The sequence below is a fragment of the Streptomyces sp. NPDC005483 genome (genome assembly GCF_040606035.1).
Taxonomy (GTDB): Bacteria; Actinomycetota; Actinomycetes; order Streptomycetales; family Streptomycetaceae; genus Streptomyces.
The window spans coordinates 301561-321435 of the sequence record NZ_JBEXEA010000008.1 but is presented as its reverse complement, the minus strand read 5'-3'; the positions used below and the strand labels follow the sequence as shown (position 1 = coordinate 321435).

Genomic DNA, 19875 nt, shown 5'->3' with positions numbered 1-19875 from the left:
CACGTGCCCCGTACCGCCGACGGTCAACCAGCCCCGACCCGGTAGGCGCTTAAGCTGTTCCCATACCTGGGGCAACCTTCAAGAAGGGGCGGCACAACGTGAGCGGCGCCAGCGGAACCGGCACCACGACCGGCCAGGTCGAGCACATGCTGCGCCAGGTGACGCCCGGGCGCTACGACGCCTACGAGGCATTGCTCAAGGCACTCGCGAGCCCCGGCTCCGGCCAGATCTGGATGCTCCTGTGGCACGGCCAGTCCGGCTCCCCGGACGCCCAGTACGGGAACATGGAGGTCGGCGGCTACGGCTACGCCCCCTGTGTGACCTCGGCCCAGGAACTGAGCGCCAGTGGCTGGAACCGTTCGTACGAAGTGGTCGACGGCATCGACGTGGCCCGCACGCTCTATCCCGACCACTACGGCCTCTGGCTCAACCCGCACGCCCCCGGCGGCGGCGTCGGCATCCCCTGGCTCGACCTGCGCCGCATCGCGACCGGCCTGGAGCGCCAGCCCGCCGGGCCGCTGCGGCTGTCGGAACCCGGCATCGAGATCCCCCAGTTCTACGCCCTGCTCGTGCAGAACGCCCACCGCACCCCGGCGGTCCGCTCGCTGCGCCGCGCCTGGGTGCAGCCGGCGCTCGGGGCGCCGTATCTCGCCATCGGCCTGGACGTGTACGACACCAGTCCCTCGGCCGTGGACTCGGTGCGCGCGATGATGCAGCAGTCCATCGGCGCCGTCCCGGACGGGCTGCCGGTGTCGACCGTGGCGATGTCCGACGAGTACGACCCGGTGGCGCTGTGGATGCGTGCCGGCGCCCGTCCGTTCTACGACCGCGAGGCCCATGGATCGCCCGCGCAGTCACCGGCGGCAGGGTACGGCTACCCACCGGCCCGCGGTGGCTACTGAGAGCAATGACAAGCGTTCGCCTCGTTTACATAACGGCCACATTTCTTCGCGCGTAGATAGCGGCGGATCGTCACGAAGGTCATTTAATGTGCCGTTCTGTCCCAACTGGCATGCGTCCGGGGTGTGTTACCCGCTGTTCGGATAACGGAATCCCTCGTACTGCATCACGGTTACGCATACTTTCCTCGCCAGGCCTGGCGGGTGATCGCAGCGAAGCTGAAGACTCCCCAGGCAGACGCAGGATCAGACGTTCCTGCGCGCTGAGCAAGTCGACAAAGCCGTAATCCACGGCAGGTGTAGGCCGGTCACCACCGGCGAGAGGGGTCGGGTCACTGTGACCGCACCGATCGAGACCACCGGGGCGCAGGCCGAGGCGCAGCCGGAGGCTGTCCTCGTCGGCGCCGCAAAGGGGCAGATCGAAGGCCGTTCCCTGGGGCAGATCGCCTGGTCCCGGTTCAAGAAGGACAAGGTGGCGGTCGCCGGTGGCGTGATCGTCATCCTGCTGATCCTGCTCGCGGTGCTCTCCCGGCCCATCCAGGCCATGTTCGGGCTGGACCCGAACGCCCTGCACCAGGATCTGATCGACCCGAACACCTCGCTGCCCAAGGGTGACTTCGGCGGCATGAGCTGGTCGCACCCGCTCGGTGTGGAGCCGAAGTTCGGCCGCGACATCGCGACCCGCATCCTCGAGGGCTCCTGGGTCTCCCTGGTCGTCGCCTTCGGCGCCACGATCCTGTCCAACACGATCGGCGCCGTGCTCGGCGTGGTCGCCGGCTACTACGGCGGCCGCGTCGACACGATCATCAGCCGGCTGATGGACACCTTCCTGGCGTTCCCCCTCCTGCTGTTCGCCATCGCCATCTCGGCCACGCTCCAGGGCGGCGCCTTCGGCCTCGAGGGGCTGCCGCTGCACATCAGCGTGCTGATCTTCGTCATCGGCTTCTTCAACTGGCCCTACCTCGGCCGCATCGTGCGAGGCCAGACGCTGGCCCTCCGCGAGCGGGAGTTCGTCGACGCCTCGCGCGGGATGGGGGCCAAGGGGCCGTACATCCTCTTCCGGGAGCTGCTGCCGAACCTCGTCGGCCCGATCATCGTCTACTCGACGCTGCTCATCCCGACCAACATCCTCTTCGAGGCGTCGCTGAGCTTCCTCGGCGTCGGTATCCAGCCCCCGCAGGCGTCCTGGGGCGGCATGATCAACCAGGCGGTCACCTACTACCAGGTCGACCCGCAGTTCATGATCGTGCCTGGTCTGGCCATCTTCGTGACCGTCCTGGCATTCAACCTGCTCGGCGACGGTCTCCGCGACGCTCTCGACCCGCGCAGCCGCTGACCCGCGACCCGCGGTGAGAGTCCACAAGATTTCCGACAATTGAAGGGGAAGCAGACCATCATGCGAAGGTCAGCGCTGGCCGCAGTGGCGGCCATCGGCAGTGCGAGCCTGTTGCTCTCGGCTTGCAGCAAGGCCGATGACAACGGTGGAGACGGGAACAAGTCGGCTGGGGCCAACGCAGCGACCAAGGGCGTCGTCAATGCCTCCACCCAGAAGGGTGGGACGGTCACGTACGAGTACTCCGACGTCCCGGACTCCTTCGATCCCGGCAACACGTACTACGCCTACATGTACAACCTCAGCCGGCTGTACGCCCGCCCGCTGATGACCTTCAAGCCCGGTCCGGGCGAGGAGGGCAACACGCTGGTCCCGGACCTCGCCGAGAAGGCGGGCGAGCCGAGCGACGGCGGCAAGACCTGGACGTACAAGATCCGCTCCGGTCTGAAGTACCAGGACGGCACGCCGATCACCTCGAAGGACGTCAAGTACGCCGTCGAGCGCTCCAACTTCGCGCGTGACGTGCTCTCCCTCGGCCCGAACTACTTCCAGCAGTTCATGGAGGGCGGCAAGGCGTACAAGGGCCCCTACAAGGACAAGAGCGCCGAGGGCCTGAAGTCCATCGAGACGCCGGACGACACCACGATCGTCTTCAAGCTCAACCGTCCCTTCCAGGAGTTCGACTACCTGGTCGCGACGCCGCAGACGGCTCCGGTGCCGAAGGCCAAGGACACCGGCATCGACTACGTCAAGAGCATCGTGTCCTCGGGCTCGTACAAGTTCCAGAGCTACGACGAGGGCAAGCAGGCCGTCCTCGTCAAGAACGAGAACTGGGACCCGAAGAGCGACCCGCTGCGCAAGCAGTACCCGGACAAGATCGTCGTCAAGCTGAAGGTCAACGCCGAGACGATCGACCAGGACGTCCAGGCCGGTGACGCGATCGACCTCGGTGGTACCGGTGTCCAGGCCGCGACCCAGGCGAAGGTCGTCAACAGCGCCGACCTGAAGGCCAACACGGACAACACCTACGGTGGCCGTCTGGTCTACATGGCGATCAACAACCAGGTCGCCCCGTTCGACAAGGTCGAGTGCCGCAAGGCCGTCGAGTACGCCGTCGACAAGGTCTCCGTGCAGACCGCCGAGGGCGGCCCGATCCGCGGTGACGTCGCCACCACCGTCCTGCCCCCGGACATCAAGGGCTACTCGAAGGCCGACGTCTACGCGACCACCGGCAACAAGGGTGACGTCGCCAAGGCCAAGGAGCAGCTGAAGGCCTGCGGCAAGACGGCGATCAACACCAACATCTCGGCGCGCAGCGACCGCCCGCAGGAGATCGACGCGGCCACCGCGATCATCGCCTCGCTGAAGAAGGTCGGCATCAACGCCAGCCTGAAGCAGTACCCGTCGGGCAAGTACTTCACCGACTACGCGGGTGTGCCGACGTTCGACAAGAAGCAGAACATCGGCCTGCACATGATGCAGTGGGGTGCCGACTGGAACTCCGGTTACGGCTTCCTCCAGCAGATCCTGCACGGTGACGCGATCGGCGCGTCCGGCAACACCAACCTCTCGTATCTGAACGACAAGCAGATCAACGAGATGCTGGAGAAGGCCATCGCCACCGAGGACGACACCGGGCGCAACGCCCTGTACGGGCAGATCGACAAGCGTGCGATGGACCTGGCGGCGCTCGTCCCGCTGACCTACTTCAAGGTCCTGCTGTACCGTCCCGCGGGCTTCACCAACCTGGTGTCCACGGCGGCCTTCAGCGGTCAGTACGACTACCTCAACATCGGCACGACCAAGAAGTAGCCCCGGAAGGCAGGTGAAGGCATTGGTGCCCGTGGGCCTCACGGCCCGCGGGCACCAGCGCCGGTCCCCGTGATCTCGTACATCCTCCGTCGGACGTTCGCGGCAGTGATCCTGCTGCTCGTCGTCACCGCGGTCACCTTCGCGATCTTCTTCCTGCTGCCGCGGATGGCCGGCCAGACCGCCGACCAGCTCGCGCAGCAGTACATCGGAAAGAGTCCGACGAAGGCCGACATCGCCGCGGTCAAGCAGAACCTCGGTCTGGACGAGCCCCTTTATGCCCAGTACTGGCACTTCATCAAGGGGATCGTGTCCGGCGCCACCTACAACCTGGGCCCCACGACGGCGCACTGTGACGCGCCGTGCTTCGGCTACTCCTTCAAGAACCACGTGGCGGTCTGGCCGCAGCTCACCTCGCGCCTCCCGGTGACCATCTCGCTGGCGGCCGGTGCCGCCGTGATGTGGCTGGTCTCCGGTGTCGTGATCGGTGTGATCTCCGCCCTCAAGCCCCGCAGCTTCTTCGACCGCACCTTCATGGGCGTCGCGCTCGCCGGTGTCTCGCTGCCCATGTTCTTCACGGGCAACCTGGCGCTGCTGCTCTTCACCTACCAGTGGCCGATCTTCGGGCGGACCTATGTGCCGTTCACCGAGAATCCGGCCCAGTGGGCCAACACGCTCTTCCCGGCCTGGTGCTCGCTCGCCCTGCTGTACTCCGCCATCTACGCGCGGCTGACCCGCTCGGGCATGATGGAGACGATGAACGAGGACTTCATCCGCACGGCCCGCGCCAAGGGCCTGCGGGAGCGCAACGTCGTCGCCCGGCACGGACTGCGGGCCGCGCTGACCCCGATCATCACCGTCTTCGGTATGGACCTTGGCCTGCTGCTCGGCGGCGCCGTGATCACCGAGACCGTGTTCTCGCTGCCGGGCATCGGCCAGTACGCGGTGCAGGGCATCACCGACAACGACCTGCCCCCGATCCTCGGCGTCACCCTGCTCGCCGCCGTCTTCGTCGTGATCGCAAATCTCCTGGTGGACCTCTTGTACGCCGCCGCCGACCCGCGCGTGAGGCTCTCGTGACCGAACTCTCCAAGACCGGTGCCGCCCTGGGCGAGCCGGCTCCGGGGAACGCCCCCGACGCCTTCCTCGCGGTCCGCGACCTCAAGGTGCACTTCCCGACCGACGACGGACTGGTCAAGTCCGTGGACGGGCTCAGCTTCCAGGTGGAGAAGGGCAAGACCCTCTGCATCGTGGGCGAGTCGGGCTCCGGCAAGTCCGTCACCTCGCTGGCCATCATGGGTCTGCACCGGCTCGGCGCACGCGGCAAGAACGTGCAGATGTCCGGCGAGATCTGGCTGGACGGCAAGGAACTGGTCTCCGCCGACCCGGACGAGGTGCGCCGGCTGCGCGGCCGCGAGATGGCGATGATCTTCCAGGACCCGCTGTCCGCGATGCACCCGTACTACACGATCGGCAACCAGATCGTGGAGGCGTACCGGGTCCACAACAACGTCAGCAAGAAGGTCGCGCGCAAGCGGGCGATCGAGATGCTCGACCGGGTCGGCATCCCCGAGCCGGACAAGCGCGTGGACGGCTACGCGCACGAGTTCTCCGGCGGTATGCGCCAGCGCGCGATGATCGCCATGGCGCTGGTCAACAACCCCGAACTGCTCATCGCGGACGAGCCGACGACCGCCCTCGACGTCACCGTCCAGGCGCAGATCCTCGACCTCATCCGGGACCTGCAGAAGGAGTTCGGCTCCGCGGTCGTCCTCATCACCCACGACCTGGGTGTGGTCGCCGAGATCGCCGACGACGTGCTCGTGATGTACGGCGGCCGGTGCGTGGAGCGGGGCAGCGTCGACGACGTCTTCGAGCGGCCGCAGCACCCGTACACCTGGGGTCTGCTCGGCTCGATGCCGCGCATCGACCGGGAGACCTCCGAGCGGCTCATCCCCGTCAAGGGCCAGCCGCCGAGCCTCATCAACGTCCCCTCGGGCTGCGCCTTCCACCCCCGCTGCCCGTACGCGGACATCCCCAAGGGCGATGTCACCCGTACCGTGCGCCCGGAGCTCCAGCAGGTCGGCGGCGGGCACTTCTCCGCCTGCCACCTCTCGCCGGAGGACCGCACGCGGATCTGGACCGAAGAGATTGCGCCGAAGCTGTGAGTGAGACGAAGAAGACGGATGCGGACGTGACGGCCGCCCCCGACGAGCGCGAGGTGCTGCTCAAGGTCGAGGGCCTCCAGAAGCACTTCCCGATCCGCAAGGGCGTCCTCCAGCGCCAGGTCGGCGCCGTCAAGGCGGTCGACGGCATCGACTTCGAGGTGCGCAAGGGCGAGACCCTCGGCGTGGTCGGTGAGTCGGGCTGCGGCAAGTCGACCATGGGCCGGGTCATCACCCGTCTCCAGGAACCGACCGGCGGCTCGATCCACTTCGAGGGCCAGGACATCACGCGGCTGAACTCGGCCGGCATGCGTCCGCTGCGGCGGGACATACAGATGATCTTCCAGGACCCGTACGGCTCGCTGAACCCGCGCCACACGATCGGCGGCATCGTCTCGGCGCCGTTCCGTCTCCAGGGCGTGGAGCCCGAGGGCGGGGTGAAGAAGGAGGTCCAGCGCCTCCTGGAGCTGGTGGGCCTGAGCCCCGAGCACTTCAACCGCTACCCGCACGAGTTCTCCGGCGGTCAGCGGCAGCGCATCGGCATCGCCCGCGCGCTCGCCCTGAAGCCGAAGCTGGTGGTCGCGGACGAGCCGGTCTCGGCCCTGGACGTGTCGATCCAGGCGCAGGTCGTGAACCTGATGGACGACCTCCAGGAGGAGCTCGGCCTCACGTACGTGATCATCGCGCACGACCTGTCCGTCGTACGGCACGTCTCGGACCGCATCGCGGTGATGTACCTCGGCAAGATCGTCGAACTCGCCGACCGCACCTCGCTGTACGAGGCGCCGATGCACCCGTACACCAAGGCCCTGATGTCGGCGGTCCCGGTGCCGGACCCCAAGCGCCGGGGCGCCAAGTCCGAGCGCATCCTGTTGCGCGGCGACGTCCCGTCCCCGATCTCCCCGCCCTCCGGCTGCCGCTTCCACACCCGGTGCTGGAAGGCGACGGAGATCTGCAGGACGACCGAGCCGCAGCTGGTCGAGCTGCGTCCCGGCCAGCGGGTGGCCTGCCACCACCCGGAGAACTTCGCGGACCAGGCCCCGCAGGACACCGTGCTCCTGTCGGTCGCCAAGGAGGCGGCCGCGCTGGTCGCCGAGGAGGTCCCGGCGGAGAAGCCGGAGGCAGTGGTCGCGGCGGATACCGAGGCAGTGGCCGCAAAGACGGGTCCAGGCGCCAAGACCACACCCACCGCACCTCTCGAGACGGGCGAGTCGGCCGACTCAGGGGCGCGGGGCGGTGTTGAATCTGCGGCTACCGCCGCGGGGGCGCGACCGGCCCCCACCGACCCGCAGCCGACCGACGAACCGGAAGACCCCAGTCAGGAGTCAACCGACAAGTAACGCATGACGAGTTGGCAAAGTCATGCACATGTCCGAACGGGAGAGTGAAGAGTCGTCCGTGTCCGACTGATCGGCACACGCTCGAAAGGGACGGCCCATGACACTCTCCCGTTCGACACGCTTAGGAGCCACCGTCACCGCGGTGGCTTCCTTCTTTGTCATCGCCGCCGCCCCGGCCCCGAAACCCGGCGCCCCCGGCATCGGCGACCCCTACTTCCCGACCCTCGGCAACGGCGGCTTCGACGCCCGCCACTACACCCTCGACATGGCGTACAACCCGGACACCGACCGTCTGGACGGCCGTACGACACTCACCGCCCGCGCCACCCAGAACCTCTCGTCCTTCGACCTGGACCTCCAGAAACTCGAGGTCACCGGAGTCGAAGTGGACGGAAGACGCGCCCAGTTCACGCGCGACGGCGACGAGATACGCATCACGCCACGCCAATCCCTGCGCAAGGGCCACGACTTCACGGTCGCCGTCACCTACGGCGGCGTCCCCGAACCCCTCAACGGGCCCATCGTCTTCGGCTCCGACTACGGCTGGATGAAGACCCCCGACGGCGTCTTCGTCGCCTGTGAACCCAACGCCGCCTCCACCTGGTTCCCGTCCAGCGACCACCCCGCCGACAAGGCCACCTACGACATCCGCATCAGGACGCCGAAGGGCCTGACCGCGGTCTCCAACGGCCGGCTCGTGTCGACGTACGACAAGGGCGGCTCGACGTACACCCACTGGCGCGAGAAGAAGCCGATGGCGACCTATCTCGCGACCGCCACCATCGGGAAGTTCGACGTCCGCACCGGGAAGACCCCCGGCGGCATCCCCATCTACACGGCCATCGACCCGGTGCTGCAGAACAGCAACAACGTCGACGTGTACGGCGTGACGGCCGAGGCCACCGACTACTGGTCGCAGGTCTTCGGGCCGTACCCCTTCGAGGAGACCGGCGCGATCGTCGACGACATGCCGCAGGCGGGGTTCTCGCTGGAGGTGCAGTCGAAGCCGGTCTACTCGGCGGTGCGCAGCGAGACGACGATCGTGCACGAGCTGGCCCACCAGTGGTTCGGGGACAGCGTCTCCGTCGCGCACTGGAAGGACATCTGGCTCAACGAGGGCTTCGCCACCTACAGCCAGTGGCTGTGGGCCGAGCACAAGGGCACCCGCTCCGCCCACGACTCCTTCATCGCGGGCTACGACGCCCGGCCCGCCGACAGTGCCTTCTGGCAGACCGTCGTCGGTGACCCGCAGCGCGACACGATGTTCGCCTCCGCCGTCTACCAGCGCGGCGCGATGACCCTCCAGGTGCTGCGCGAACGCATCGGCGACAAGGCCTTCTTCAAGCTGCTGCCGGCCTGGACGAAGCTCCACCGCTACGGCAACGCGAACACCGCCGACTTCATCCGGCTCGCCGAGAAGGTCAGCGGACAGCAGCTGGACGACCTGTTCCGCACCTGGCTCTTCACGACGGGCAAACCGGCCCGGTAGCAGCCCCTGCGCAAGAATGCGGTGTGCTCCAGCAACTGTTCAGTCCCTCCGTCCAGCACACGCTCGACCTCGTCGGCATCTTCGTGTTCGCCATCTCCGGCGCGCTGCTGGCCGTCCGCAAGAACTTCGACGTCTTCGGCATAGCCGTGCTCGCCGAGGTCACCGCGCTGGGCGGAGGGCTGTTCCGGGACCTGATCATCGGCGCGGTACCGCCCGCCGCCTTCACGGACCTCGGCTACTTCGTCACCCCGCTGCTCGCCGCCCTCCTGGTCTTCTTCCTGCACCCGCACGTGGAGCGCATCCAGGTCGGCGTGAACGTCTTCGACGCGGCAGGGCTCGGCCTGTTCTGCGTAGCCGGGACGACGAAGGCGTACGAGTACGGGCTCGGCCTCACCCAGTCCGCGACCCTGGGCCTGGCCACCGCCGTCGGCGGCGGTGTCCTCAGGGACGTGCTCGCCAACGAGGTGCCCTCGCTGCTGCGCTGGGACCGCGACCTGTACGCGGTCCCCGCGATCGTCGGTGCCACCATGGCCGCCCTGTGCATTCGCTACGGCGCCCTCAACCCGATCACGAGCGGGCTGGCGGCTCTCACGGCTTTCGTACTGCGGCTGCTCGCGATGCGGTTCCACTGGCGAGCTCCGCGGGCGTGGAACCGACGGTCGACCGTGCGTGAGGAGTAGCGCCCGCCCGGCCGTGCAGCAGCCCCATCTCCTCGGTCAGCCAGCGGAACGCCGGGACCACCTGCGGCTTCCACAGCGCCATGTTGTGGCCGCCCGCGCTCTTCGGGACGTAGACGACGTGCACGGTCGTCGGCGCTTTCGCGATCTGTTCGAGGCCCACGGCCGCCTCGTAGCCGTCGCCCGGCTGACCGGACTGGTACAGCGCGATCGCGGGCGGGGTGCGGGCCTCGCGCAGTAGCAGGTAGGGGTTGTTGGCGCGGCGCAGGGCGGGGGTCTCGGCGGCCAGTGAATTGCGTTCGCCGATCGGGTCGTTGTAGCCGGACATGCTGACCGCGGCCCGGTAGCGGTCGGGGTGGGCGACGGCGAGCTTCGTCGCGCAGTGCCCGCCCGCCGAGTACCCGGCCGCGGCCCAGCCCGCCGGCCCGGACCGGGCACGGAAGTTGTCCGTGACCATCTTCGGCACGTCGACGCTGAGCCAGGTGTCGGCGTCGACCGTGCCGGTGATGTTGGCGCATCCGGTGTCGACCCCGGCCAGCAGGTTCATGCGCGGGGCGACCAGGATGAACGGCGCCACCTTGCCGTCCCGCATCAGCGGCCGGAGCTGGTTCACCGCGTGCAGTGACCCGAACCAGGCCTTCGCCGAGCCCGGATAGCCCGACAGCAGCTCCACCACGGGGAACTTGCGGTGCCGGTAGCCGGGCTCGCCGTACTGCGGCGGCAGCCAGACGTAGACCTCGGCGTCGACCCCCGAGACCCGGCCCTTGAGCTGGGTCACCCGCACGCCCTTCATGCCGGGCCCCGAGGCCTTCGTGAAGTGCTGCTTCACCTTGGGCAACCGTTTCAGCGAGATGCCGCCGGTGCCGTCGGCGCCCAGGTCGGCGGCCTGCTGGACGTGGTTGCCGGTGCCGAGCAGGTCGGCCCAGTTGTCGTACAGGTTGTTCTGGTTGTTGACCAGCACGAAGACGAGGGCGACGGCCGTGCCCTGGGCGAACAGCACCATCAGTACGCGGGCGACGGCGCGGGCGATCCGGGGCCCCCGCACCCGCGACCACAGGGCGAGCGGCAGTACGAGGGCGACGACGGACAGCACGATCAACGTGTACAGGAACGTGGTCCCGGTGAGGCTCATGTCCCTGTAGAGGGGGTTGCCGGGGCCCGGGTTTGCGGACGAGTAGGGACACTTACCGAGAAATTGCCCGGGTCTCACCTGGGTGATCGGGTAAGAAGAGGGGGTAAGGAGCGGAGGTAGGGGTGGGAAAGCTACCGCTTAGTAGTTAGCTGTTGTACCGTTCAGGCATGCCAGAAGCAGCCTCCGCCACGCGCGCCACGATCGGCGACAGCGAGTTCGACCGGGACACCGCGGTCACCCGCCGCGCGCCCGGCGTCTACGACATCGACCTCTCCGCGGGCTGGACGATCATCAGCGCGGTCAACGGCGGCTATCTCCTGGCCGTCCTGGGCCGCGCCCTCGCGGACGCCCTGCCGCACGCCGACCCGTTCACGATCTCCGCGCACTACCTGACCGCGTCCCAGCCCGGACCGGCGGTGATCCGCACGGACGTGGTCCGCACCGGCCGCACCCTCTCCACCGGCCAGGCCTCGCTCTTCCAGTACGACGACCAGGGCAGGGAGGTCGAGCGCATCCGCGTCCTCGCCTCCTACGGCGACCTCGACACCCTCCCCGACGACGTCCGCACGACGGCGAAGCCGCCCGCGTTCCCGCCCATGGACCAGTGCTTCGGCCCCGAGGACGGACCGGCCCCCGTCGAGGGCAGCTCCGCCATCACCGACCGGCTGATGCTCAAGCTGGACCCGTCGACCCTGGGCTGGGCCCTCGGCGCGCCTTCCGGCAAGGGCGAGATGCGGTCCTGGTTCGGGCTCGCCGACGGCCGGGACGCCGACCCCTTCTCCCTGCTCCTCGCGGTGGACGCGCTGCCCCCCACGGCCTTCGAGATCGGCCTCAAGGGCTGGGTGCCGACGGTCGAGCTGACGGTGCACGTGAGGAGCCGCCCCGCCCCGGGCCCCCTCCGCGTCTCCATCACCACCCGCAACCTCGCCGGCGGCTTCCTGGAGGAGGACGCCGAGGTCTGGGACAGCAAGGACCGACTGGTCGCCCAGTCACGGCAGCTGGCGCGGGTCCGACTGGGCTGAGCGCCGCCCTGGGATCCTGGTGAGGTGAAGTCCGACCGCCTCCTGTCGATCCTCCTGCTCCTGCAGACCCGCGGCCGTACCCCCGCCCCCGAACTCGCCGAGCGGCTGGAGGTCTCCGTCCGCACGATCTACCGGGACATCGAAGCCCTCTCCGCCTCAGGTGTCCCGGTCTACGCCGAGCGCGGGCGACATGGCGGCATCGAACTCCTCGCCGGCTTCCGCACGGACGTCACCGGCCTGACCACCGACGAGTCCCGCGCCCTGTTCATCCTGGCCGCCCAGGGCGCCCACGCGGCCCTCGGCCTGGACCGGGCCCTCGGCTCGGCGCTGCGCAAGGTGATGGCCGCGCTGCCCGCCCCGCACCGCCCGGCGGCCGAGGCCACCTCCCGCCGCATTCTGGTCGACGCCACCCGCTGGAAGGGCGGACCACAGCGGTCCGTGGACCTGGCGGCCCTGCAGGACGCCGTCTTCGCCGACCGCCGGCTGCGGCTGCGCTACCGGCACAGCGGGGAGCGCGCGACCCGGACGTACACCGTCGACCCGTACGGTCTCGTCGCCAAGGCGGGTGTCTGGTACCTGGTCGCCGACCGGCGGGGCCTGCCGCGGCTGTTCCGCGCCGACCGGGTGCACCGTGCGGCGGTGCTGGACGCCCCCGTCAGGCGTCGGCCCGGTGTCGAACTCGCCGACGTCTGGGAGGCGTTGCGCCGTCAGGTCGAGGAGCGCCCCGGCGGCATCGACGTCACCGTCCGGATCCGCCGCGACCGACTCGACCTGTTCTCGCGGCTGATGGCCCCGTATCTGTCCGAACTCCCGGAGGACGACGGCGAGAGCGTGTGGGTGACGGCCCGGCTCTCCCTCGCCGTGGTCGGCGAGGCCCGACAACTCCTGCAGTTCTCCGACCGGTTGGAGGTTCTCTCGCCGCCCGAGGTGCGCGAGGAGGTGGCCCGCGCGGCCGCTTCTGTCACGGACCTGTACCAGCCGGCGGGACGGCGATCCGTGCAGAACCCCAGCTCGGAGGAGCCGCTTTAGCCGCGCTTTGCCTTTCGCACAGGCGAGGGACAGTCCGGGCCCAACGAAGCCTCAGGGGCCGTTGCGAGAGTTCCCGGCCTCAGGACTTCCTCATCCTCCCTGGAGCGGTCTCTCATGAAGCGTGTGCGTGTCCTCCCCGCCGTGGCCCTGCTGGCGCTCTCGCCCCTCGCCCTGGTGGCCTGCGGCTCGGGCGACTCGTCGTCGACCTCCAACAGCGGCACCTCGGGGCAGAACTGTCAGGCGCCCACCGGCAAGGCCTCCGGGATGCCGAGCGGTGCCCCCTCGGGCGCGCCCACCGGCAACGCGAGCGCGCGGCCGTCCGGCGCCCCCAGCGGCAAGCCCTCCGGCATGCCGAGCGGTGGTCCCGGCGGCGGGCGGGGCGGTCAGGGCGGCCCCGGCGGCGGCATGGGCGGCTGTGGCGGTCCGGGGGGCGGGACGGGCGGCGCGGTCCCGAGCGGCGCGCCGAGTGCGGCAGCCACGAAAAGCTGACATGGCGTAGGACGCCGTACGGCAGGGGCGGTGCTCCCGGTGAACGGGGGTGCCGCCCCTGTGTGTCGCCCTTGCCTCGACGGGCCCTAATCCAGCCAATGTTGGCGGCCGATGCTGATCAGTCGCATCTGGCGCTCCGCCACCTGGCAGACGCGCTCCCGTTCCTCCGGGGGCGCCTCCAGAGCCTCCAGGAACAGCGAGGCCGTGATCAGCATCTGGTCGACGTAGAGGTTGGCCAGCATCAGCAGGTCGTCGTCGCTCCAGCCCCGGGCCACCGGGTCCTTGGCCAGCTCGTCCTTCACCTCCTGCCCGAACCGGGCCAGTTGGTCCCGGATGGCCTCCCGGACCGGCTGGACACCGCCATGTCGCTCGCGGGCGATAAAGCGGACGTGGGCGGGGTACGCGTCAACATGGCCGGCGATCAACTCGATGGCGCGCTTGATGCGTTGGCCGTGGTCGTCGGCCGTGGACACCGTCGTCCGGATCATCGGGTGCAGGCTGCCCAACGCCTCCTCGACCAGGGCCACACCGAGGTCGGCGGTGGAGCGGAAGTGCCGGTAGAAGGCGGTCGGCGCGACGCCCACGGCACGCGTGACCTCGCGCAGGCCGAGGCTGCTGAGGCTCTGCTCCTCCAGCAGGGCCAACGCCGCGTCCAGGAGCGCCTGCCGGGTCTTCTGCTTCTGTACCTGCCGGATGCCGAGGGTGTGACTCATGTCATCCAGTTAACAACTGTTCTCCGTAATTGGAAAGCCGTATGACGCGCTAGACTCTGGAGTCAGTGAACAACTGTAACTACAACTGTTCACCCAAACGTAACGACAGCCGTATCGGAGGGGGATCCGTCCCATGCTGTTCCTCGTCGCCGCACTCATGCTGCTCGGCGTCGTCCTGGGCACCGTCGCCCACGCGCCGCTCACCTTCACCGCCGTCGCCGCCGTCGTGATCGCCGTCTGGCTGGGCGTCTTCGCGCTCCGCGAGCGCCACGGACGCCGCCGCACCCCGTCCCACTGACCGCTGCCCCACCGTCCCCAGGAGCACTGATCACCATGCAGCTCACCGCGCAGGCCGGCCCCCGCACCGGCGCCCGCGACGCCGACGGCATGGCCGTGGCGTCCTTCATTCTCGGCCTCGTCGGCCTTCTCGTCCTCAACGTCTTCCTCGGCCCGATCGCCATCGTCCTGGCCTCGGTCGCCCTGTGGCGCGGCACCGCCCGCCGCGGACGCGCCTACCTGGGCCTCGGCCTCGGAGTGGCCGACCTCCTGGTCCTGGTGGCCTTCATGCAGCTGGACAGCACGCCGTCCTGGAGCTTCTGAGACCCCCGGCAGCGGCCGGTCCTGGCCTGAGGCCGCTCACCCGTGACCCGTAGAATCGGCGTCACCATGGCATACCTCGACCACGCCGCGACCACCCCGATGCTTCCCGAGGCAGTCGAGGCACTCACCGCGCACCTCGGCGTCACCGGCAACGCCTCCTCCCTCCACGCCTCCGGCCGCAAGGCCCGCCGCACGGTCGAGGAATCCCGCGAGACCCTCGCGGAGGCGCTCGGTGCCCGGCCCAGCGAGATCGTCCTCACCTCCGGCGGCACGGAGGCCGACAACCTCGCCGTGAAGGGCCTGTACTGGTCCCGGCGCGACGCGGACCCCGCAAGGACGCGGGTCCTCGCCAGCCCCGTCGAACACCACGCCGTCCTCGACGCCGTCCACTGGCTCGGCGAACACGAGGGCGCCACCGTCGAGTACCTCCCCGTCGACAAGCACGGCCGGGTCCACCCCGAGGCCCTGCGCGAGGCCCTCTCCCAGAGCCCCGACGACGTCGCCCTGGCCACCGTCATGTGGGCCAACAACGAGATCGGCACCCTCATGCCGGTCCGCGAACTCGCCGACGTGGCCGCCGAGTTCGGCGTCCCGCTGCACGCCGACGCGGTCCAGGCGTTCGGCCAGGTCCCCGTGGACTTCACCGCCTCCGGCCTCGCCGCGATGACGGTGTCGGGCCACAAGATCGGCGGTCCGTACGGCATCGGCGCGCTCGTCCTCGGCCGCGAGTGGACCCCCGTCCCCGTCCTGCACGGCGGCGGCCAGGAGCGGCACGTCCGCTCCGGCACCCTCGACGTCCCCGCCATCGCCTCCTTCGCGGTGGCCGGCCGCCTCGCCGCCGAGCAGCGCGAGTGGTTCGAGGTCGAGATCGGCGCCCTGCGCGACGCCCTGGTCGAGGCGGTCCGTGCGCAGGTCCCGGACGCGATCCTCGGCGGCGACCCGGCGCCGGGAGGACGGCTCCCGGCCAACGCCCACTTCACCTTCCCCGGCTGCGAGGGCGACTCCCTGCTCCTGCTCCTGGACGCCCAGGGCATCGAGTGCTCCACCGGCTCCGCCTGCACCGCGGGCGTCGCCCAGCCCAGCCACGTCCTGCTGGCCACCGGCACCGACCCCGACCTGGCCCGCGGTACCCTGCGCTTCTCCCTCGGCCACACCTCCACCGAGACCGACGTCGAGGCGGTCGCCCAGGCCATCGGCCCGGCGGTGGAGCGGGCCCGGGCGGCGGGGCTCACGTAACGGCCCCGGCGCAGGACACTCCGGGCGTGCACCTCGCGTCCCAGGTGTGTCCCGCGCCGACGCCCCAGGGGCTCAGCTCTCCGTGACCATGAGGGAGGCCATCATTCCCTCGTCCTCGTGCTGCAGCAGATGGCAATGCAGCATGTACATGTACGTGTCGTCCGCGAAGTCCGTGAACTCCATCGCGATCACGATCTTCCCGCCGCCGACGACCTCGTACGTGTCGTACCAGCCGAGCTCGACCCCCGTCGGCTCCACACCGTTGACGGACACGAGCTGGTAGGGCACGTCGTGCAGATGGAACGAGTGCTCCAGCTGGCTGGCGTTGGTGATCGTCCAGATCTCCTTCGCGCCCAGCGTGGTGCTGATCATCGTCATGCCGGCCATGGTGAGTCCGGCCGAACCGTTGATCTTCATCGTAGCGCCCGTGTTGCTGAGCGTGATGGTGCGCGCCGTGAAGTCGGAGGTGTCGTACCGCTCGATGGTGTTGAGGGTGCTCGGCAGGTCGTCCGGGGTGTCGGTGCCGCCGGCCGTGACGGTGAGGAAGTCGTAGGTGCCGGAGCCGCCGCGGATCCAGCCGGTGGTGATGACCACCTGGAGGGTGACGTCCTCGGTGACGTCCATGACGAACTCGGCGCGCGCCCCGGCCACCAGCCGGATGGTGGTCACCTCGGCCGCCTCCGCCAGATAGCCCTGGTCGGTGGCGATCTGGGTCAGCGTGCCTCCGTCGCTGCGCTGGATGGTGATGATGTCGGAGGGGGAGGCGTTGAGCGCCCGGAAGCGGTTGCGGGTCTTGGTGGCCGCGAAGGCGAGGGTGGTGTCGTCGACGTTCTCGCCGTTCACCAGCACCGGGAAGCTCAGGCCGGAACTGAGATAGCCGCTCTGGTCGTACTTGATGTCACCGGCGCTGTCCACGGCCAGGCACTGGAAGATCAGCGGGATGTCGTCCACGCCGTAGTCGCCGGGCAGCGCGGCGGAGGTGTCGGAGTCGTCCTCCACGATGATCATCCCGGCGAGGCCGTGCGTGGCCTGCTTGGCCGTGGTGCCCAGGGCGTGCGGGTGGTACCAGAGTGTCTTGGCCTCGTCGAGGACCGTGAAGGTGGGGGACCAGGTCGTGCCGGCGGAGAAGGCGTTCTGCGGTCCGCCGTCCATCGTGGGCGGGACGTGGGCGCCGTGGAAGTGGACGGTGGTGTCCTCGGAGAGGTTGTTGGTGATGTCCAGCAGCACGGTGTCGCCCTTGGTCCACTTCAGGGTGGGGCCGAGGAACGACTGGTTGTAGCCCGCGGTGCTGCTGGTGACACCGCTGAGCACCTCCGCGCTGCCGGTCTGCGCCGCCAGGGTGAAGGTGGTGGTGCCGTCGGACGTGGTGCCCTCCAGCAGCTCCGGGATGGTGAGGGTGCCGTCCGTCGCGGCGGCCGCCTTGCTGCGGGTGCCCTCGGTCAGCAGGGAGAAGGCGGCTCCCGCCGCTCCCACGGCTCCGAGGCCCACCCCGGCCATTCCGCCGAGGAACTTCCGCCGGTGCAGACCCTTCTTGTGGCCCCTGCTCTCCTTGGAGTGCTCGGGCTTGGCCTCCAGGCCGTCTGTGGTGTGTGTCATGGCCGGGGAGCCTCGACGTAAGGGCTGTGTGAGGACTGGGGCGAAGCTGGGCGCGGGCTCGGGAAGCTGTGAGGGCGGGGCCGGATTCAACTCCCTTGAAGAAAAGCCAAGTTGACCCTATGCAGGTCGCGATCGGGGTGCGGGACATGTCGGGCGTGCGCTCCGGGCCGGAAGTTCATACCTACGCGGAGGCGCTCCGCGCCCTGCGCACCAGTCTCATGTACCGGTCCCAGTCCCAGTGTTCGCCCGGGTCGGTGTGGTCCGTCCCCGGCACCTCCACATGGCCGATGACGTGCTCGCGGTCGACGGGGATGGCGTACCGCGCGCATATTCGGGCCGTGAGCCGCGCGGAGGCCGCGTACATCTCGTCCGTGAAGTCCTCGGGCCGGTCGACGAATCCCTCGTGCTCGATGCCCACACTGCGTTCGTTGTAGGCGCGGTTGCCCGCGTGGTACGCCACGTCCAGCTCGCGGATCATCTGCGTGATGTGCCCGTCCTTGCGGACGATGTAATGCGCGGCCGCCCCGTGCCCCGGGTCCTGGAACACCTTCACCGCGCTGTCGAAACTGCCCTGGGTGACATGGATGATCACCATGTCTATGCCGTAGTCGTCGGGCCGGTCCGCGCGCCGCCAGTTCGCGTCGGAGGCCGCCACCCACTGCGCGCCGCTGAAGTCGACCGCGCCCTCGACCCGTGGCTTCTCCACTCCCGGTGCCCGCCACCACAGCCGCGCCAGCTCGTCACGGGCCAGCACCGCCGAGCCCACGGCGGCCGCCGTCCCGCCGATGATCAGGGCTCGCCGCCCGATGCGCCGGTCGGCGTCCTTGGAACCCTCTGTCGCCCCCATGTGGTCGTCAACGGATACCCGGCGGCCCCGGTTCCCGCGACCCGTACCCTGGAAGGGTTATGACTGACACCACGCAGCGCCCCCTTCGCGTTCTCGCCGCCATGTCCGGAGGAGTGGACTCCGCCGTCGCCGCCGCCCGCGCCGCCGAAGCCGGCCATGAGGTGACCGGCGTCCACCTCGCGCTCTCCGCGAACCCTCAATCGTTCCGCACGGGCGCGCGTGGCTGTTGCACCATCGAGGACTCACGCGACGCCCGCCGCGCCGCCGACGTCATCGGCATCCCGTTCTACGTCTGGGACCTCGCCGACCGCTTCCGCGAGGACGTGGTCGAGGACTTCGTCGCCGAGTACGAGGCGGGCCGCACCCCCAACCCCTGCCTGCGCTGCAACGAGAAGATCAAGTTCGCCGCGCTCCTCGACAAGGCGCTCGCGCTGGGCTTCGACGCGGTGTGTACGGGCCACTACGCGAAGGTTCTGGTGGGTGAGGACGGCTCCCGCGAGCTGCACCGCGCCTCCGACATGGCGAAGGACCAGTCCTACGTCCTCGGCGTGCTGGACGAGAAGCAGCTGGCGCACGCCCTGTTCCCGCTCGGTGACACGGTCACCACGAAGGACGAGATCCGCGCCGAGGCCGAGCGCCGGGGCCTCGCCGTCGCCAAGAAGCCCGACTCGCACGACATCTGCTTCATCGCCGACGGCGACACCCAGGGCTTCCTCGCCTCGCGCCTCGGCAAGGCGGAGGGCGACATCGTCGACGAGTCGGGCGCGAAGGTCGGCACCCACGAGGGCGCGTACGGCTTCACGATCGGCCAGCGCAAGGGGCTGCGCATCGGTACCCCGGCCGCCGACGGCAAGCCGCGCTACGTCCTCGACATCTCCCCGGTGAACAACACGGTGACGGTCGGCCCGGCCGCCGCCCTGGACGTGACCGCCCTGAGCGCGATCAGGCCCCGCTGGTGCGGCGCGGCCCCGGTCGGCCCCGGCACGTACACCGCCCAGCTCCGCGCCCACGGCGGCGAGACCGAGGTCACCGCCGAGCTGATCGACGGCTCCCTGGAGGTCTCCTTCACCGAGCCGGTCCGCGGGGTGGCCCCCGGCCAGGCGATCGTGCTGTACGACGGCACGCGCGTGGTGGGCTCGGCGACGATCGCGTCCACGGTGCGGGTGCCGGCGGGCGTGGCCTGACGGTTGGCTGGTGGGGTGGCGGCACGCGCGGGCGGCTGCGGAACGTTGGTCTTGCCCGGCGAGGTCCCGCGCGGGCGCGCTGCCTGACGCCACCACACGCGCGTAGGGCACAAGGCCCTCCCGCGTATGCCGTGGGGGTCGACGTGCGCGTCGAGCCCGGCAGGCGCCTGGGGGCTACGGCGTGCCCGTCGACCGCCCCGTGCCCGCGCGTACGTCCAGGCCCCGGCACGCGCTCGTGCGTGTATGGCTGCCCGTGTGTGCCGTGGGGGTCGACGTGCGCGACGAGCCCGGCATGCGCGCTTGGGCGCACGGCCC

The 19875-nt window shown here is 69.6% G+C and carries 19 protein-coding genes; 15 read left to right on the top strand and 4 right to left on the bottom strand.

Annotation, left to right across the window (positions count from 1 at the left end):
• Window positions 1-146 precede the first annotated feature (146 nt).
• The 8 genes from ABZT06_RS18235 (at window position 147) to ABZT06_RS18200 (ending at window position 9715) form a co-directional block, all read left to right on the top strand.
• A complete protein-coding gene (locus tag ABZT06_RS18235; protein ID WP_355741485.1) occupies window positions 147-902 on the top strand; it encodes an enhanced serine sensitivity protein SseB C-terminal domain-containing protein in 756 nt (251 codons plus the stop codon).
• Between the two features lie 334 nt (window positions 903-1236).
• Entirely contained in the window at window positions 1237-2235 is a 999-nt protein-coding gene (locus ABZT06_RS18230; RefSeq protein WP_355741364.1) for an ABC transporter permease, read from the top strand.
• Between the two features lie 60 nt (window positions 2236-2295).
• Window positions 2296-4044 carry an ABC transporter substrate-binding protein gene (locus ABZT06_RS18225; protein WP_355741362.1) on the top strand — a complete coding sequence of 583 codons (1749 nt, stop codon included), beginning with the start codon at window positions 2296-2298 and terminating at the stop codon, window positions 4042-4044.
• A 69-nt stretch (window positions 4045-4113) separates the two neighbouring features.
• The gene (locus ABZT06_RS18220) at window positions 4114-5121 is read left to right on the top strand and encodes an ABC transporter permease (protein ID WP_355741360.1); all 1008 of its coding nucleotides are present in this window, start codon (window positions 4114-4116) and stop codon (window positions 5119-5121) included.
• The gene (locus tag ABZT06_RS18215; RefSeq protein WP_355741358.1) at window positions 5118-6209 is read left to right on the top strand and encodes an ABC transporter ATP-binding protein; all 1092 of its coding nucleotides are present in this window, start codon (window positions 5118-5120) and stop codon (window positions 6207-6209) included. Before ABZT06_RS18220 ends, ABZT06_RS18215 begins: the two co-directional genes overlap by 4 nt.
• Window positions 6206-7546, top strand: a complete 1341-nt coding sequence (locus tag ABZT06_RS18210; RefSeq protein ID WP_355741356.1) for a dipeptide ABC transporter ATP-binding protein — start codon at window positions 6206-6208, stop codon at window positions 7544-7546. Before ABZT06_RS18215 ends, ABZT06_RS18210 begins: the two co-directional genes overlap by 4 nt.
• 97 nt (window positions 7547-7643) lie before the next feature.
• Window positions 7644-9035: a M1 family metallopeptidase gene (locus ABZT06_RS18205; protein WP_355741354.1), complete on the top strand. Its 1392-nt coding sequence runs from the start codon at window positions 7644-7646 to the stop codon at window positions 9033-9035.
• Window positions 9036-9058: 23 nt separating this feature from the next.
• A complete protein-coding gene (locus ABZT06_RS18200) occupies window positions 9059-9715 on the top strand; it encodes a trimeric intracellular cation channel family protein (protein ID WP_355741352.1) in 657 nt (218 codons plus the stop codon).
• Here ABZT06_RS18200 and ABZT06_RS18195 read toward each other — a convergent pair.
• Entirely contained in the window at window positions 9624-10844 is a 1221-nt protein-coding gene (locus tag ABZT06_RS18195) for an alpha/beta hydrolase-fold protein (protein ID WP_355741350.1), read from the bottom strand. The genes ABZT06_RS18200 and ABZT06_RS18195 overlap by 92 nt on opposite strands.
• 167 nt (window positions 10845-11011) lie before the next feature.
• Between ABZT06_RS18195 and ABZT06_RS18190 the strand changes: the two genes are divergently transcribed.
• The 3 genes from ABZT06_RS18190 (at window position 11012) to ABZT06_RS18180 (ending at window position 13384) form a co-directional block, all read left to right on the top strand.
• Window positions 11012-11866: a thioesterase family protein gene (locus ABZT06_RS18190; protein ID WP_355741348.1), complete on the top strand. Its 855-nt coding sequence runs from the start codon at window positions 11012-11014 to the stop codon at window positions 11864-11866.
• A 24-nt stretch (window positions 11867-11890) separates the two neighbouring features.
• Window positions 11891-12895 (top strand): YafY family protein, encoded by a 1005-nt coding sequence (locus tag ABZT06_RS18185; protein WP_355741346.1) that lies wholly within the window; start codon window positions 11891-11893, stop codon window positions 12893-12895.
• Window positions 12896-13009: 114 nt separating this feature from the next.
• The gene (locus ABZT06_RS18180) at window positions 13010-13384 is read left to right on the top strand and encodes a hypothetical protein (protein ID WP_355741344.1); all 375 of its coding nucleotides are present in this window, start codon (window positions 13010-13012) and stop codon (window positions 13382-13384) included.
• 86 nt (window positions 13385-13470) lie between these two features.
• Here the strand turns inward: ABZT06_RS18180 and ABZT06_RS18175 are convergent, their stop codons facing one another.
• On the bottom strand, window positions 13471-14097 hold the full coding sequence (locus ABZT06_RS18175; RefSeq protein WP_355741342.1) for a TetR family transcriptional regulator: 627 nt from the start codon (window positions 14095-14097) through the stop codon (window positions 13471-13473).
• A gap of 133 nt (window positions 14098-14230) precedes the next feature.
• On the opposite strand from ABZT06_RS18175, the gene ABZT06_RS18170 reads away from it, so the two are divergent.
• From ABZT06_RS18170 to ABZT06_RS18160, 3 genes are all read left to right on the top strand, one after another.
• The gene (locus ABZT06_RS18170) at window positions 14231-14395 is read left to right on the top strand and encodes a hypothetical protein (protein ID WP_355741340.1); all 165 of its coding nucleotides are present in this window, start codon (window positions 14231-14233) and stop codon (window positions 14393-14395) included.
• Between the two features lie 35 nt (window positions 14396-14430).
• A complete protein-coding gene (locus tag ABZT06_RS18165; RefSeq protein ID WP_355741338.1) occupies window positions 14431-14697 on the top strand; it encodes a DUF4190 domain-containing protein in 267 nt (88 codons plus the stop codon).
• Between the two features lie 66 nt (window positions 14698-14763).
• Window positions 14764-15933 (top strand): cysteine desulfurase family protein, encoded by a 1170-nt coding sequence (locus ABZT06_RS18160; RefSeq protein WP_355741336.1) that lies wholly within the window; start codon window positions 14764-14766, stop codon window positions 15931-15933.
• 72 nt (window positions 15934-16005) lie between these two features.
• On the opposite strand, the gene ABZT06_RS18155 is transcribed toward ABZT06_RS18160, so the two are convergent.
• Window positions 16006-17529: a multicopper oxidase domain-containing protein gene (locus tag ABZT06_RS18155; RefSeq protein ID WP_355741334.1), complete on the bottom strand. Its 1524-nt coding sequence runs from the start codon at window positions 17527-17529 to the stop codon at window positions 16006-16008.
• Window positions 17530-17710: 181 nt separating this feature from the next.
• Window positions 17711-18376, bottom strand: a complete 666-nt coding sequence (locus tag ABZT06_RS18150; protein WP_355741332.1) for an N-acetylmuramoyl-L-alanine amidase — start codon at window positions 18374-18376, stop codon at window positions 17711-17713.
• Window positions 18377-18435: 59 nt separating this feature from the next.
• On the opposite strand from ABZT06_RS18150, the gene mnmA reads away from it, so the two are divergent.
• The gene (gene mnmA / locus ABZT06_RS18145) at window positions 18436-19560 is read left to right on the top strand and encodes a tRNA 2-thiouridine(34) synthase MnmA (RefSeq protein ID WP_355741330.1); all 1125 of its coding nucleotides are present in this window, start codon (window positions 18436-18438) and stop codon (window positions 19558-19560) included.
• The last annotated feature ends 315 nt before the right edge of the window (window positions 19561-19875 follow it).